The organism is Mycobacterium sp. Marseille-P9652 (assembly GCF_902652685.1).
In the GTDB taxonomy this organism is placed as follows: Bacteria; Actinomycetota; Actinomycetes; order Mycobacteriales; family Mycobacteriaceae; genus Mycobacterium.
Genome location: NZ_CACRUY010000085.1, coordinates 1 through 13944, shown reverse-complemented (window position 1 = coordinate 13944; position 13944 = coordinate 1). Strand labels below are relative to the sequence as shown.

Sequence of the window (13944 nt, the reverse complement as noted above, 5' to 3'; positions counted from 1 at the left end):
CGGCAGGGGGGTGGCTGCTCATGGGTCCATCTTTGTCCGATCGGCCGCGGAAATGAAACATTGCCGCCGCCGGTGTCCGCGGTTGGGCGGCTCGACGGTTACTGTCGGCGGTATGAAATCGCCGCGGCGCGTGCCGATCGTGCGGGCGGCGGTGTGGCTGGCGGCGGCGTGCGTGATCGCGGCGTGCAGCAACCCCGACCCGCTCGGGGCGCAGACCCGCAACCCGAAATCCATCGTGGTCGGTTCGGGCGACTTCCCGGAATCGGAGATCGTCGCCGAGATCTACGCGGAAGCCTTGCAGGCCAATGGTTTTGACGTCGGCCGGCGGATGGGGGTCGGCAGCCGCGAGACCTACATCCCCGCACTCAAGGACCACTCCATCGATCTGGTGCCCGAATACGTCGGGAACCTGCTGCTCTACTTCGCGTCGGACTCGACTGCGACCATGCTGGACGCCGTGAAATCCGAACTGGACCAACGGCTCCCACCGTACCTGTCGATCCTGACGCCGGCGCCGGCCTCCGACACCGACACCGTGACCGTCACAGGCGCGACGGCTACCGCATGGCACCTCAAGACGATCGGCGACCTGGCGGCGCATTCGCCCGAGGTGAAGTTCGGGGCGTCGTCGTCGTTTCAAACGCGGCCGGAAGGCATGCCCGGCCTGCAGCGCAAATACGGACTCGACATCAGGCCCGGCGATTTCGTCGCCATCGAGGACGGCGGCGGCGCGGTGACCGTGCGCGCCCTCCTGGAGGGGCGCGTAACGGCCGCCGACATCTACAGCACCTCGCCGGCGATCCCACAGGACCATCTGGTGGTACTGGCCGACCCCGAGCACAACTTCCTGGCGGGAAACATTGTGCCGCTTGTCAATTCGGAGAAGAAGTCGGACCGGCTGAAGCTGGTTCTCGACGCCGTGTCCGCGCGGCTGACATCGCCGGCGGTGACTACGCTGAATGCGAGGGTGGCGGGCAACAACGGCGTCGACCCGAGCCAGGCGGCCCGAGACTGGGTTCGCGACAACGGCTTCAACCATCCGATGGGGCCATGACGGCCGGCCGCGACGCGACGATCGTCTTCAACGACGTCAGCAAGGTTTTCGCCGACGGCACCACCGCCGTCGGTCATCTGAGCCTCGAAGTTCCCGGTGGGGAGTTCACCGTGTTCGTCGGTTCGTCCGGCAGCGGCAAGACCACGGCGCTGCGCATGATCAACCGCATGGTCGAGCCGACGTCGGGCACCATCACCGTCGACGGCGCGAACGTGGCGGGCGTGAACCCGGTCAGGCTGCGCCTGGGCATCGGCTACGTCATCCAGAACGCGGGGCTGATGCCGCATCAGCGGGTGATCGACAACGTCGCAACGGTTCCCGTGCTCAGGGGCGAGTCCCGCCGCGCGGCCCGCAAGGCGGCCTACGAGGTGCTCGAGCGTGTGGGACTCGACCCCAAGCTCGCCGGCCGCTACCCCGCCCAGCTCTCCGGCGGTGAACAGCAACGGGTCGGTGTGGCGCGAGCCCTGGCGGCTGACCCGCCCATCTTGTTGATGGACGAGCCGTTCTCCGCCGTGGACCCCGTCGTGCGGAACGAGCTGCAGAACGAAATGTTGCGCCTGCAAAGCGAATTGCGCAAAACCATCGTGTTCGTGACCCACGACATCGACGAGGCGCTCAAGCTCGCCGATCGGGTCGCCGTGTTCAGGGGCGGGTCCCTGCAGCAGTACGACGAGCCCACGGAGTTGCTCGCGCGGCCGGTCAACGACTTCGTCTCCCGGTTCATCGGGCTGGGCCGGGGCTATCGATGGCTGCAGCTCCAGGACGTCGCCGGGCTGCGCCTGCACCACGTGGAATCGGTAGCGGCGGAGGGCGTCCGGGACGTCCGACCGGAGGGTTGGACGCTGGTCGTCGACGCCGAGGGCGCGCCGATCGGCTGGATCGACGCCGACGGTGTGCGGCGGCACCGTGCGGGCGCATCGCTGCCGGACGCAATGAGCGGCGTGGGCTCGCTGCTCCGCCCCGACGGCAACCTCAGCCACGCGCTGGACGCCGCGCTGTCCTCTCCCTCCGGGGTGGGCCTTGCGGTCGACGACCGGGGCAGGGTGATCGGTGGTGTCCTGGCGAGCGACGTGCTGGCCGCGGCCGATGCCCGGCGAGGGGTTTGACGGATGCACTACCTCCTCACGCACCTGCACGACGCGTGGGCCCTCACCGTGGTCCACCTGAGGCTGTCGTTGCTGCCGGTGCTCCTCGGGATGGCGGTCGCGGTGCCTCTGGGCGTCGCGGTGCGGCGCGCGCCGGTCGCGCGCCGGGTGACGACCGCGGCCGCGACCATCGTGTTCACGATTCCGTCGCTGGCGCTGTTCGTGGTCCTACCGGTGATCATCGGGACACGCATCCTCGACGAGGCCAACGTCGTCGTCGCCCTCACCGCGTACACCGCCGCCCTGCTGATCCGCGCCGTGCTCGAGGCGCTGGACGCCGTGCCGGCGCAGGTGCGCGACGCCGCCACCGCCGTCGGCTACCCGGCCGTTCGCCGTGTCCTGAAAGTCGAGCTGCCGCTGGCCATCCCGATACTCGTCGCCGGCCTGCGCGTCGTGGTGGTGACCAACATCGCGATGGTCTCGGTGGGTTCGGTCATCGGCATCGGCGGGCTGGGCACCTGGTTCACCGAGGGCTACGAGACCGACAAGAGCGATCAGATCGTCGGCGGCATCATCGCCCTGTTCGCGCTGGCCGTCGTCCTCGACGTCCTGATCGTGCTGGCCGGCCGGGCGGCCACACCGTGGGAACGCGCCGGGCGGACGCGGGTCGTGGCTCCCGTCGTGGGCGGTGCGCGATGAGCTTCGTACAGCAGGCGATCGCCTATCTGCTGACGCCGCAGAACTGGACGGGGCCGGTGGGGTTGGGCGCCCGCATCGCCGAGCATCTCGAGTACACCGCGATTGCGGTGGGGGCGTCGGCGCTGATCGCCGTCCCGGTCGGCATGGTCATCGGTCACACCGGCCGCGGCACGCTGCTGGTGGTCGGCGGGGTCAACGCGCTGCGCTCGCTGCCGACGCTGGGCGTGCTGCTGCTGGGCGTCCTGCTGTTCGGGCTCGGGTTGGGGCCACCGCTCGTCGCGCTGATGCTGCTCGGCATTCCGCCACTGCTGGCCGGAACCTACGCGGGTATCGCCAGCGTGGAGCCGACGGTCGTCGACGCGGCCCGGGCGATCGGCATGACGGAGGCCCAGGTGTTGCTGCGCGTCGAGGTGCCCAACGCGATGCCGCTGATCCTCGGCGGACTGCGCAACGCCATGCTGCAGGTGGTCGCGACCGCAACGGTGGCCGCCTACGCCAGCCTCGGCGGGTTGGGCCGGTACCTGATCGACGGCATCAAGGAGCGGGAGTTCCAGCTCGCCCTGGTGGGCGCGCTGATGGTGGCGGCGTTGGCGCTGGTCCTCGACGGCATGCTGGCCTGGGCGGCCTGGGTATCGGTGCCCGGGACCGGCCGGTTGCGGGGGTCCGCGGTCCGCACTTATCGACAAATACGTCGCGGTCCGCGGCCACGTTCTACGGTAGATGGGTGAGCTCAGCCCCCTCTGAACCCAACCGGCGCATCTGGCAAGCGATGCTGACCTGGCGCGCGCAGGATGTCTCACGCATGGAGTCGGTGCGAGTCCAGGTGTCCGGCAAGCGGATCCGTGCCAACGGCCGCATCGTGGCGGCGGCCACGGCGACGAATCCGGCGTTCGGCGCGTACTACGACCTGCAGACCGACGAGACCGGCGCGACCAAGCGTTTCGGGTTGACCGTCACGTTGGCCGAGCGCGAGCGACAGCTCGCCATCGCCCGTGACGAAGAGAACATGTGGTTGGTGACCGACCATCAGGGGGAGCGGCGCGCCGGCTACAACGGGGCGCTGGACGTCGACGTGGTGTTCAGCCCGTTCTTCAACGCGCTGCCGATCCGGCGCGTCGGGTTGCACGAGCGGGCGGACTCGGTGGCCCTGCCGATGGTGTACGTGAACGTGCCGGAGATGTCGGTCGCGGCGGAGCTGGTGAGCTACGCCAGCGAGGGCCGGCCCGAGGAGATCAAGCTGCGCTCCCCGGTCGCCGACACCGTCGTCAGCGTCGACGACGAGGGTTTCATCGTGGACTACCCAGGCTTGGCAGAGCGGATCTGATCACCCCGCCGGCCCGTCCGGCGGCGGCCAGCTCGTCACGCCACTTCTCCTCGCCGATGACGATGTGGAAGATCTCGCTGCGGGGAAAGCTGTCATAGCGCGTCCGCGCGGCGTGGCCGGCCTCGACGAGCTCGGCCACCGAATGGTGGCTCTCCAGCGACTCGCGCGCCCGGGTCAGCAGTTCGATGGCCCGGTCCGCGGCCGTCAGGAGCTCGCGCGTGTTGCCCTCGCACATGGCCCGCACCAGATCGGGGGCCGTGGCCGCCACGCGGGTGCCGTCGCGGAAGGATCCGGCGGCCAACGCGAAGGCGAGCGGCACCTCCCCGGCGATGATGGCCAGCGCCTCGGCCAGCAGGTGCGGCAGGTGCGAGATCGCGGCCGCCGCGGCGTCGTGCTCGTCGGATTTGGCGGGCAACACCATTGCGCCGCAGTCCAGCGCCAGGGTCATCGCCATCGACCACACCACCGGGTCGACGTGGTCGTCGACGCTCAACACCCACGGCGTCCTGGTGAACAACCCGACGTGGCCGGCCGCCCACCCGGAGTGCGCGGTGCCCGTCATCGGGTGGCCACCGACGAAGCGTTCCCGCAGGCCGGCTTCGGTGACCGCGTCGAGCACCGCGCATTTGACGCTGGTGACGTCGGTGAGCGGGCAGGCCGGCGCCAGGTCGCGGATATGGTCGAGCATGCTCGGCAGCGCCGGCATCGGCACGGCGAGAACGATCAGCGCGTCGCTGCCGGCGGCGCGGCGCAGGGTTTCGGTGAGATCGGTGCTCGCGTCGAAGCCGTCGGCGACCGCGCCGTGCGCGCCCTCCACCGAGCGGTTGTAACCGAACACCTCGCGCCCGGCCGCCGCCGCGGCGCGCATGATGGATCCGCCGATGAGCCCCAGTCCCAGCACGCAGACCGGCGGCTCGGAGCCATGGCGGTCGAGGGGGCTTGCCACGGTCCCAGGTTGGCACAAATCGGTGCGCAACGGTGTGCCCCGTGCCGCCGAATGCTTTCGTCTGGTCAGGTGGCCTGGTCGAGGACTACCGTAGGCGGCCATGGGAGCACAACGGGCCTCAGCCCAGGGCCTGTCCGCCGAGACGCCGGACGGCTTCGGGGTCGCCGTCGTGCGGGAAGAGGGCAAGTGGCGCTGCGCTCCCATGGCCGCCAAGTCGTTGACGAGCCTCAAGGCGGCGGAGACCGAGTTGCGCGAGCTGCGCAGCGCAGGCGCCGTCTTCGGGCTGCTCGACGTCGACGACGAATTCTTCGTCATCCTGCGCCCGGCGCCCTCCGGCACGCGGCTGCTGCTGTCCGACGCCACCGCAGCCCTCGACTACGACATCGCCGCGGAGGTGTTGGACAAGCTTGACGCCGACATCGATCCCGAGGACCTCGAGGACTCCGACCCGTTCGAGGAGGGTGACCTGGGGTTGCTGTCCGACATCGGGTTGCCCGAGGCGGTGCTGGGCGTCATCGTCGACGAGTCGGACCTGTACGCCGACGAGCAGTTGGGCCGCATCGCCCGTGAGATGGGTTTCTCAGACGAGCTGTCCGCGGTGCTCGAACGCCTCGGTCGGTGACCGCTGTCGTCGGTGAACAGCGACGAAGACCTGATCCGTTCCGCGCTGGCGGTCGCCGCGACGGCCGGCCCACGCGACGTGCCCGTCGGCGCGGTGATCATCGGGCGCGACGGCACGGAGCTGGCCCGGGCGGTGAACGCGCGCGAGGCGCTCGGCGACCCCACCGCACACGCCGAGATCCTGGCGATCCGTGCGGCGGCCCGCGTGCTCGGCGACGGCTGGCGGCTGGAGGGCGCGACGCTCGCCGTCACCCTCGAACCCTGCACGATGTGTGCGGGCGCGATCGTGCAGGCGCGCGTCGAGCGGCTCGTGTTCGGTGCCTGGGAACCGAAGACGGGAGCAGTCGGCTCGCTGTGGGACGTGGTGCGCGACCGCCGGCTCAACCATCGCCCGGAGGTGCGCGGCGGCGTCCTGGCCGGGGAGTGCGCCGCGCCGTTGGAGGCGTTCTTCGCGCGCCACCGCTCGTGACGTCGAGATTGCCGCGAGGGCTGCGCTCGGGTGAGCAACCACGACCGTGCCGGCAATCTGGGTGAGCTCAGCGATTGGGGTGAGCGGCAGTCGGTTCGGTAAGCTGCCTGGCGGTGGCGTGTCCGAGCGGCCTAAGGAGCACGCCTCGAAAGCGTGTGACGGCTAACACCGTCCGAGGGTTCAAATCCCTCCGCCACCGCCAAATTCCTCGGCATGTGCCCAGGTCACGAGGGGCTACCGGCCAGCGTCCGCGCGGCTAGCGGTTCGCTCTCCCGGAACGGCCGCCCGTCGGGCTGCAGCAGGTCGTGGAACCACACCTTCGGCACCGAGGTGTACGGGTGATCCCAGGAGTCCCAGGGGTAGTAGGTCTGGGTCTTCCCGGCGACCAGGCCCCAGTTGAACGCGCCGACGTTGTGGCGCTTCGCCACCGGCAGGATCGACTCGATGGTGCTGCCCTGCGGCCGTGCCATGTACTCGGTGCAGATGACCGGGCGCCCCAGCGGCGCGAGTTCGGCGATCCGCGACTCGAAGCCGGCGGGCTCCGCATAGGAGTGGAACGTGATCACGTCGGCATTGCTGAGCTGGATGTCGCTGATCGTGCTCCGGCCGCCTTGTGTCCCTTGGTCGGCGCCGCGCCACACGCCGCTCGTCAGCGGCTGACTCGGGTCGACCGCCCGCGCCCACCGGAACACCTGGGGCAGCAGTTCCGCGACCCGCTCCAGCTTGTCCCTGCGCTCGACTTTGGCGTACACCCGTGCGGGATTGTCGGGTTCATTCCACAGGTCCCAACCCAACACGCGATTGTCGCTGCGGAATTGGGTCAGGACGCTGGTGACGTAGTCCTGCAGGACGCGGGTGTACCCGGGGTCGCCCAGCCGCTCGGCACCCGGGCTCTGCACCCACCCGGAGTTATGGACGCCCGGCCGGGGCGCGCGTTGCGGCCCGATCTTGGGCAGCGGGTCCCAGCACGAGTCGAAGAACACGAACAACGGCCTGATGCCGTGCCCCGCCGCGATGTTGACGAACTGCGCCAGACGGGTCTGAAAACCGTTCGGGTCCTGGGCCCACAGCTGATCGTGCAGAAAGACCCGCACGCTGTTGAGGCCGTACGCCCTCGCCCACCCCAGCTCGGTTCTGATCCGCCGCGGGTCGTAGGTCTGGGGCTGGAACATCTCGAGTTGGTTGATGGCACTGGAGGTGATGTAGTTCGCGCCGACAAGCCACCCTTGCGCTTGATACCACCGGTTCGCCCGATCGGGAGACCAGCGCATCACTTCACCCGACGAGCGGGGTACGGGTTCGGCCGAGCCGCGAGGCATGTGCGCCATCGCCGTGCCAGCCGCGAGCAGCAGGGGCAGCTTGAGGGCCGTACGACGTTGCACGAAAAGACGATAAAATTCTTAAGGCCCTGTCCCGGGGATTTACGCAGCGCGTCGCGTCAGCTCACAGGTACGCCGACGATCGTTATCTTCTTGTGACCTAAAGGCATTCGGCGGTCGCCAACGGGTCGACGGCAGCGCTATCCGCCAAAACCGTTCGCGTCGAGAGGATTTGGACTCAGATGTCCATTGGCGGCGGCGCCCAAGCGTCCACTATGAGCGGAAGCGATACCGTCTCCTCGCCGCCGGTCACCTCGATCACCCACCGGCCGTCGACGGACAGGAACACGTCGAACGGGAAGAAAGCGAAGCCGGGAAACTCTCCGACGGAGGCCTCGGGCGCCTCGAACCTCTCGTGCAGCGAGTCATCGAGCGTTGGAGGCTTGATGTCGACATCGATGAACCGGTTCGTCTCGTCACCACCCGCCCGCAACAACACCACAAGCACCAGCCGGGCGACACGGTCCGGTCCGACCGTGTACTTCGACAGCACGCCGCCCGACACATTCAGCTTGTTGTCCACCGTCGCGGCGGCTTCGGCCAGGAAGGCCCCGGTGAGAATCACACGCCGAAGGTACATCGCGGTGGCCGTCGGCGCCGGTCAACCGCCGAGATTCGCCCGGACAGCCGGCGAACCACCGGCCCGGGGCCGAGTGGTGAAGGATGTTCGCCCCCGACGGTCGCGACAATTTGCTGGCCGTAGGTGTAAAAGCCCTTCAAAGATGACCCCAGAGGGGGCAATACTAGGTGCGTGCCTGAACGCAACGTGCTGGGCGGTCCGCTGGAACCATGCGGTAACGAGCCACTCACGGGGTATTACCGCGACGGCTGTTGCTCGACGGGCCCCGAGGACCTGGGCCGGCACACCATCTGCGCGGTGATGACCACCGAATTCCTCGAGCATCAGCGTTCGATCGGCAACGACCTGTTGACCCCGGTCCCCGAGTACCGGTTCCCCGGCCTGCTGCCCGGCGACCGTTGGTGCGTCACCGCCCTGAACTGGCTTCGCGCCCACAACGACGGGTGCGCCGCCCCGGTCGTGCTGGCGTCCACCCACGAGCGCACCCTCGAGGTTGTGCCGCTCGAGGCGCTGCTGGAGCACAAGGTCGACGTGCCCGACGATCTCGCCAACCTGTAGGGATCCGGTGGGTTCGGCGATCGACGACATCGACTTCGACGACCTCACGTCCCCGAGGCTGACCGACACCCAGCGCCAGGTTCTCGAGTACACCGAAGCCAGGCACGTCGAGTTCGACCTCGACCACATGCTCGCGGAGGCGGTCGATCAGGCGGGCTCAGACACCCTGGACGACCTGGACGACGGGGACGGCTTCGGTGACCGCCTCGCCGCGCACATCGGCGCGATCGAGGCCGACGACGGGCTGACACAGCTCACCCGCGGCTCGTTGCGCCAGCGCGTGGTCCGGCTGTTGCGCAACCGGTTGTCGCTGACGGACCTGCTCGCGCGGTACCCGGAGATCCACGAGATCCCCATCGACCACCCGTTCATCGTCGTCGGCATGCCGCGTTCGGGCACCACGCACCTGGTCAATCTCATCGCGGCGGATCCGCGCCGCCGCGCGCTGCCGTACTGGGAGAGCCAGGAACCCATCCCGGCGCGCGGCCAGGGCCCCGACATCTCCGGGGTCGACCCGCGCTACGCGCGCGCCAAGGCCGAGCACGACGCGCTGATGGCCAGCGCGCCCGTGGTGGCCGCCATGCACGACCGCTTCCCCGAGGCGATCGAGGAGGAGGTCGAGCTGCTCGACCTCGACCTGGCCGCCTACGTCCTGGAATGGCATGCCCGCGTGCCGGGTTGGCGCGACTACTACCTCGGCCTCGACCAGTACCGGCACTACGCCTACCTGAAAAAGGTGTTGCAGGCGTTGACGTTCCTGCGCGGGCCGCGCACCTGGGTGCTGAAGAGCCCCCAGCACTGCGAGCAACTCGGGCCGCTGATGGCCACCTTCCCCGACGCCACCGTGGCCTTCACCCACCGCGACCCCGTCGCCGTGATCCAGTCGGCGATCACGATGATGGCCTACTCCGACCGGCTGCGCCGCACCAGCATCGATCCCGGCTGGCTGGTGGACTACTGGAGTGACCGCGTGCACCGGTTGTTGAGCGCGTGTGTGCGCGACCGCGACCTGGTGCCGGCCGACCGCAGCATCGACGTCGGATTCCACCACCTCGACGGCGACGAAATGTCCGTGCTGGAAGGGCTTTACGAGTGCGGTGGCACGGAATTGACCCCCAAGGCCCGCCGGCGTTTCCAGCGCTACCTCGACGGCAATCCCCGCGGCAAGCACGGCCGTGTCCGCTACGACCTGCAGCGCCACTTCGGGGTCTCGCCCGACGAGCTGCGCGCGCGCTTCGGCTTCTATTTCGACAGGTTCGACGTCCGGCCCGAATGAAGGAGTCAACAACCATGTTCGACCCGATCTACCGCGCCAGACCGGGGGCCGACGCCATGCGCCCGGCGTGTGCCGAACGGGCCGAGCCGGTCGCCCCCGGGCTGTGGTGCTCACCGGGCCTGTCGAACTCCTACCTGCTGACCACTGACGACGGCCGCGTCATCGTCAACACCGGCATGGGCTTCGAGGGGCCGGTGCACCGCGCGAACTTCGACGCCGTCGACTCCTCCCCGGTGCGCTACATCATCTTCACCCAAGGCCACGTCGACCACGTCGGCGGACTTGACAGCGTGCGCGACCCGGACACAAAGGTTGTCGCGCAGGCGAACTGGACCGCATGGCGCGACGACAACGAACGCCTCATCCCCTACCGCGCCAGCCGCAGCGCATTCGCGTTCAAGGACACGCTCGCGACCGGCATCCAGGCGATCCAGCGGCGCCTGGGCACCAAGCGGCTGCCCGGACAGAGCGTTCCCGTCGTCGACATCGACTTCGAGGACACCCTGACCCTCGAGGTGGGTAACCGCCGACTGGAGCTGATCTCGGTCCTGGGCGGCGAAACCACGGACTCGCTGGTGGTGTGGCTGCCCGACGAGCAGATCTGCCTGTGCGGCAACACCTTCGGCCCGTTGTTCGGACACATCCCCAACCTCGTCACCATTCGCGGCGACCGCTACCGCGACGCCCTGACCGCGATCGCCTCGGTGGAGCGGGTGCGCGCCTTGCGGCCCGAACTCCTCGTGACTGGCCACTTCGACCCGATCGCGGGCGCCGACCGCATCGACGCCGAGCTGACCCGGCTGCGCGACGCGATCGAGTACGTGCACGACCAGACGGTGGCGGGAATGAACGCCGGCACGGACGTCCGGACGCTGATGCGCGAGATCACGCTGCCTGCGGAATGCGAAGTGGGGCAGGGCTACGGAAAGGTGGCCTGGGACGTACGGGCGATCTGGGAGAACTACTCCGGCTGGTTTCACCACTCGTCCACCACCGAGCTCTATCCCGTCGGGTTGGACGCGGTGGCCGCCGACATCGCCGAGCTCGCCGGCGCCGACGCGCTGGTGGAACGGGCACGGGCGCACCTGGACGCAGGCCGCCCGCTGCACGCCATCCACCTCGCCGAGCTCGTCGCACCGGACCACGACGGCGCCCGCGGCGTGCTGCGCGCGGCGCACGAACGCCTGCTGGCCGGCAGCGCCAACTTCTGGGAAACCGCCTGGCTCACACAGCAGGTGGCGAAGCACTCATGACCGCGCGGGTCACCTTCGACTTCACCGGCACCGCGGCGCTGGTCACCGGCGGCACCAGCGGGATCGGGCACGCCACGGCGGTGCTGTTCCGCGACGCGGGGGCGCAGGTCACCGTCACCGGGACGAAACCGAGCGCGGCGGAATACGATTCGGACCTGTCCGGCATGTCCTACCGGCAGCTGCGGATCACCGATCACGGCTCGGTCGACGAATTGGCGCGCGAGTTTGCCCATCTCGACGTTCTGGTCAACAACGCCGGCGCCAACTTCCCCGGAGGACTGGACGAATCGAAGCCCGACGGCTTCGAGGCGTCCGTCGCGGTCAACCTCACCGGACCCTACCGGCTGACGGTCGGGCTCTACCGCGCGTTGCGCGCGTCAACGGCCGCAGGCGGCGCCAGCGTCGTCAACCTGGCGTCGATGTCGGCACTGCGAGCCGTCCCGCTGGTGCCGGGGTATGGCGCCGCCAAGGCCGGAATCGTCGACATCACAAGGAATCTCGCCGTCAAGTGGGCGCCGAAGGGCATTCGCGTGAACGCGGTGGCTCCCGGCACCATCGACACCCCGATGACCGCGCCCATGCACGCCGCGGCCGAACTGGTGGAGTCCGAGCTGGCGCACATCCCGGTGCGCCGGTTCGGGTCGGTCGCCGAGATCGCCCCCACGATAGCCTTTCTGTGCACCGAACAGAGCAGCTACACCACCGGCGCGGTCTTCGTCGTCGACGGCGCATCCGACTGCGTGTGAAAGGGACGGAACCAATGACATTCGCCCTACGACCCGAGGACTGCTACCACACCGGCATCGTGGTACCCGACCTCGAAGCCGCGACGGCGCGCCTCACCGCGCTGGCCGGCTACCGCTGGATCAAGCCCATGAGCTACACGCTGCCGTTCCGCACCGCCGCCGGCAGCCGCGAGCTGACGTCGACGATCGTGTACTCGTTGCAGAGCCCGCACGTCGAACTCGTCCAGGAGGTCCCCGGGAGCCCGTGGACGGCGGCGCCGGGCCACGCGGTGCACCACCTCGGCTACTTCACCGACAACCTGGCCGAGTCGGGAGAGTTGCTCGAACGCCAGGGGTTCAGCCTCGAGATGACCGCCGACGTGCCCGGCTCCGATCTGGCGCTGTTCGCCTACTACGTCGACCGGGCCGGGACGCGCATCGAAATCGTCGATCGCTCACTGTTTCCCGACTTCCCGGCATTCCTGCTGTCGATGGCGGCGGAAGACTGACATGCTGCTGACGGTCCTGCGGTTCAACTTCGCCTCCCCGCACGGGGAACCACGAACGCAGAGCGCGCTGTTGTCCGCCGCGCTGGAACTGGCGCAATGGGGCGAATCCCACGGCATCACCTCGATCAGTGTCGACGAGCATCACGCGACGGGTCACGGCTGGAGCTGCAACCCGATCATGGCCGCCGCGATGTTTCTGGCGCGGACCTCGAGCCTGTTCGCCAGCGTCGACTGCGCGTTGGGGCCGCTGTGGAACCCGGTCCGTCTCGCCGAGGACATCGCCCTGGTCGACAACATGAGCCGCGGCCGGCTGCTCACGACGGTCGGCCTGGGCTATCGCACGGTGGAATACGACGCGCTCGGAACGGATTTCGCGCAGCGGGGCGAGCTGATGGACGCCCTCGTCGAGCGCATGCTGTCGGTCTGGTCCGGCGACGGGCCCGACGCGGCCGTCTGCACCGGGACGTTTACCCGCCCGCACCCGCCCCTGTACGTCGGCGGCGGGTCGCGGGCCACCGCACGACGCGCGGCGCGCTTCCGCCTCCCGCTCAGCCTCGCCGACCACCTGCCCGACGTCGCCGCCCTCTATCGCCAGCTGTGCGCCGACGCCGGCTCGACGCCGATTGTGGTGATGCCGGGTCCGGTGAACCGCGGCATGATCTACCTGCACGAGGACCCCGACCGCGCGTGGGCGGAGCTCGGTGAGTACATCCTTTGGGAGGCGGTCACTTACGGCCAATGGTCCACCGACCAGCGCTCGCTCATGCATCTGCCGGGCGTCCGGACCCTCGACGAGGTGAAGGCCTCGGGTCGGTACCGGTTCCTGACCCCGCAGGAGTTGATCGACGAAATACGGGGCGCCGACGACTTCGGGCCGCTGGTGCTGCACCCGCTGGTCGGGGGCATGCCGATCGACGAAGCCTGGAAGTCGGTGCAGTTGCTCACCGAAAAAGTTCTGCCCGCGTTCACCTGAGAATGGTGTCGGGAGCGGCCTGCCGGGTATTCGCCGAAACATCCGACTTCCAAGGGGGATGTAATGCGATCAGAGGCCAAGCGTGCCATCGCGCTACTCGGTGGTGCAGCCGGGATCAGTCTGGCGGTTGCCTTCGGCGGAGGCGCCGCCGCGAGCACGCCCGCCAGTAGCGCGCCCGCGGCACCGCCCACGTCGAACCCGGCTCCGCCGCCGCCACCGGCTACCGCCCCGTATGTGCCGCCGCAGTACGGCGGCGCGAATGGCTCCGAGGGCAACGGAGGCGGAGCGGGCGGCGCCGGCGCACCGAGCGCGGGGAGGACGCGGGACGGCAGGGCGCGGCAGCGGCCCGGACGCTCCTCGCGGGCCCGGACTCCGCCCAGGCCTACGACGACGTGCCGTACTTCTGGTCGGACCAGTAGGATGTGAAGCTCCAAATGCTGGGCGTGCCAACGGGTTACGATGCGGTCGAGATCGTCGAGGGCGACGCGGGCGG

At 69.2% G+C, this 13944-nt stretch carries 15 protein-coding genes, 1 tRNA gene and 1 pseudogene; 14 read left to right on the top strand and 3 right to left on the bottom strand.

The features are described from left to right. The first annotated feature begins 112 nt into the window (after positions 1-112). From GPY60_RS25105 to GPY60_RS25085, 5 genes and pseudogenes are all read left to right on the top strand, one after another. Positions 113-1054 (top strand): ABC transporter substrate-binding protein, encoded by a 942-nt coding sequence (locus tag GPY60_RS25105; RefSeq protein WP_156690403.1) that lies wholly within the window; start codon positions 113-115, stop codon positions 1052-1054. Further along, positions 1051-2160, top strand: coding sequence for an ABC transporter ATP-binding protein (locus GPY60_RS25100; RefSeq protein ID WP_156690402.1), 1110 nt, complete (start codon positions 1051-1053; stop codon positions 2158-2160). The genes GPY60_RS25105 and GPY60_RS25100 overlap by 4 nt, the downstream gene beginning before the upstream one ends. 3 nt (positions 2161-2163) lie before the next feature. Further along, positions 2164-2838: an ABC transporter permease gene (locus GPY60_RS25095; protein WP_156690401.1), complete on the top strand. Its 675-nt coding sequence runs from the start codon at positions 2164-2166 to the stop codon at positions 2836-2838. Further along, positions 2835-3558 (top strand): annotated as a pseudogene (locus tag GPY60_RS25090) (ABC transporter permease). Before GPY60_RS25095 ends, GPY60_RS25090 begins: the two are co-directional and overlap by 4 nt. Positions 3559-3607: 49 nt before the next feature. Then, positions 3608-4162: a putative glycolipid-binding domain-containing protein gene (locus GPY60_RS25085; protein ID WP_370462824.1), complete on the top strand. Its 555-nt coding sequence runs from the start codon at positions 3608-3610 to the stop codon at positions 4160-4162. Here GPY60_RS25085 and GPY60_RS25080 read toward each other — a convergent pair. Then, complete coding sequence (locus GPY60_RS25080) at positions 4125-5063, bottom strand: prephenate dehydrogenase (protein ID WP_255457280.1); 939 nt, start codon at positions 5061-5063, stop codon at positions 4125-4127. The genes GPY60_RS25085 and GPY60_RS25080 overlap by 38 nt on opposite strands. A 145-nt stretch (positions 5064-5208) precedes the next feature. Here GPY60_RS25080 and GPY60_RS25075 point away from each other — a divergent pair, with 145 nt between their 5' ends. From GPY60_RS25075 to GPY60_RS25065, 3 genes are all read left to right on the top strand, one after another. Next, complete coding sequence (locus GPY60_RS25075) at positions 5209-5730, top strand: tRNA adenosine deaminase-associated protein (protein ID WP_156690398.1); 522 nt, start codon at positions 5209-5211, stop codon at positions 5728-5730. A 12-nt stretch (positions 5731-5742) separates the two neighbouring features. Continuing rightward, complete coding sequence (locus tag GPY60_RS25070) at positions 5743-6198, top strand: nucleoside deaminase (RefSeq protein ID WP_156690397.1); 456 nt, start codon at positions 5743-5745, stop codon at positions 6196-6198. A gap of 112 nt (positions 6199-6310) precedes the next feature. Then, positions 6311-6400 (top strand) — tRNA-Ser (locus tag GPY60_RS25065). A 22-nt stretch (positions 6401-6422) separates the two neighbouring features. On the opposite strand, the gene GPY60_RS25060 is transcribed toward GPY60_RS25065, so the two are convergent. Together GPY60_RS25060 and GPY60_RS25055 are read right to left on the bottom strand one after the other, a co-directional pair. Continuing rightward, entirely contained in the window at positions 6423-7580 is a 1158-nt protein-coding gene (locus GPY60_RS25060; protein ID WP_156690396.1) for a cellulase family glycosylhydrolase, read from the bottom strand. A 175-nt stretch (positions 7581-7755) separates the two neighbouring features. After that, positions 7756-8142: a hypothetical protein gene (locus GPY60_RS25055; protein ID WP_156690395.1), complete on the bottom strand. Its 387-nt coding sequence runs from the start codon at positions 8140-8142 to the stop codon at positions 7756-7758. A 186-nt stretch (positions 8143-8328) separates the two neighbouring features. On the opposite strand from GPY60_RS25055, the gene GPY60_RS25050 reads away from it, so the two are divergent. The 6 genes from GPY60_RS25050 to GPY60_RS25025 are packed head-to-tail and all read left to right on the top strand — an operon-like array spanning position 8329 to position 13451. Continuing rightward, positions 8329-8715 (top strand): DUF2237 family protein, encoded by a 387-nt coding sequence (locus GPY60_RS25050; protein ID WP_156690394.1) that lies wholly within the window; start codon positions 8329-8331, stop codon positions 8713-8715. A gap of 7 nt (positions 8716-8722) precedes the next feature. Next, on the top strand, positions 8723-9991 hold the full coding sequence (locus GPY60_RS25045) for a sulfotransferase family protein (RefSeq protein ID WP_156690393.1): 1269 nt from the start codon (positions 8723-8725) through the stop codon (positions 9989-9991). A 14-nt stretch (positions 9992-10005) separates the two neighbouring features. Next, a complete protein-coding gene (locus GPY60_RS25040; protein ID WP_156690392.1) occupies positions 10006-11244 on the top strand; it encodes an MBL fold metallo-hydrolase in 1239 nt (412 codons plus the stop codon). Beyond that, positions 11241-11990, top strand: a complete 750-nt coding sequence (locus GPY60_RS25035) for an SDR family NAD(P)-dependent oxidoreductase (protein ID WP_156690391.1) — start codon at positions 11241-11243, stop codon at positions 11988-11990. The genes GPY60_RS25040 and GPY60_RS25035 overlap by 4 nt, the downstream gene beginning before the upstream one ends. 14 nt (positions 11991-12004) lie before the next feature. Further along, on the top strand, positions 12005-12478 hold the full coding sequence (locus GPY60_RS25030; protein WP_156690390.1) for a VOC family protein: 474 nt from the start codon (positions 12005-12007) through the stop codon (positions 12476-12478). 1 nt (position 12479) lies between these two features. Further along, positions 12480-13451: an LLM class flavin-dependent oxidoreductase gene (locus tag GPY60_RS25025; protein ID WP_156690389.1), complete on the top strand. Its 972-nt coding sequence runs from the start codon at positions 12480-12482 to the stop codon at positions 13449-13451. The last annotated feature ends 493 nt before the right edge of the window (positions 13452-13944 follow it).

Excerpts from the sequence above, each read along its gene's own strand:
- GPY60_RS25095 (WP_156690401.1), top strand. The coding sequence starts at position 2,164 with ATGCACTACCTCCTCACGCACCTGCACGACGCGTGGGCCCTCACCGTG.
- GPY60_RS25075 (WP_156690398.1), top strand. The coding sequence starts at position 5,209 with ATGGGAGCACAACGGGCCTCAGCCCAGGGCCTGTCCGCCGAGACGCCG.
- GPY60_RS25030 (WP_156690390.1), top strand. The coding sequence starts at position 12,005 with ATGACATTCGCCCTACGACCCGAGGACTGCTACCACACCGGCATCGTG.
- GPY60_RS25035 (WP_156690391.1), top strand. The coding sequence starts at position 11,241 with ATGACCGCGCGGGTCACCTTCGACTTCACCGGCACCGCGGCGCTGGTC.
- GPY60_RS25040 (WP_156690392.1), top strand. The coding sequence starts at position 10,006 with ATGTTCGACCCGATCTACCGCGCCAGACCGGGGGCCGACGCCATGCGC.
- GPY60_RS25105 (WP_156690403.1), top strand. The coding sequence starts at position 113 with ATGAAATCGCCGCGGCGCGTGCCGATCGTGCGGGCGGCGGTGTGGCTG.
- GPY60_RS25100 (WP_156690402.1), top strand. The coding sequence starts at position 1,051 with ATGACGGCCGGCCGCGACGCGACGATCGTCTTCAACGACGTCAGCAAG.
- GPY60_RS25085 (WP_370462824.1), top strand. The coding sequence starts at position 3,608 with ATGCTGACCTGGCGCGCGCAGGATGTCTCACGCATGGAGTCGGTGCGA.
- GPY60_RS25025 (WP_156690389.1), top strand. The coding sequence starts at position 12,480 with ATGCTGCTGACGGTCCTGCGGTTCAACTTCGCCTCCCCGCACGGGGAA.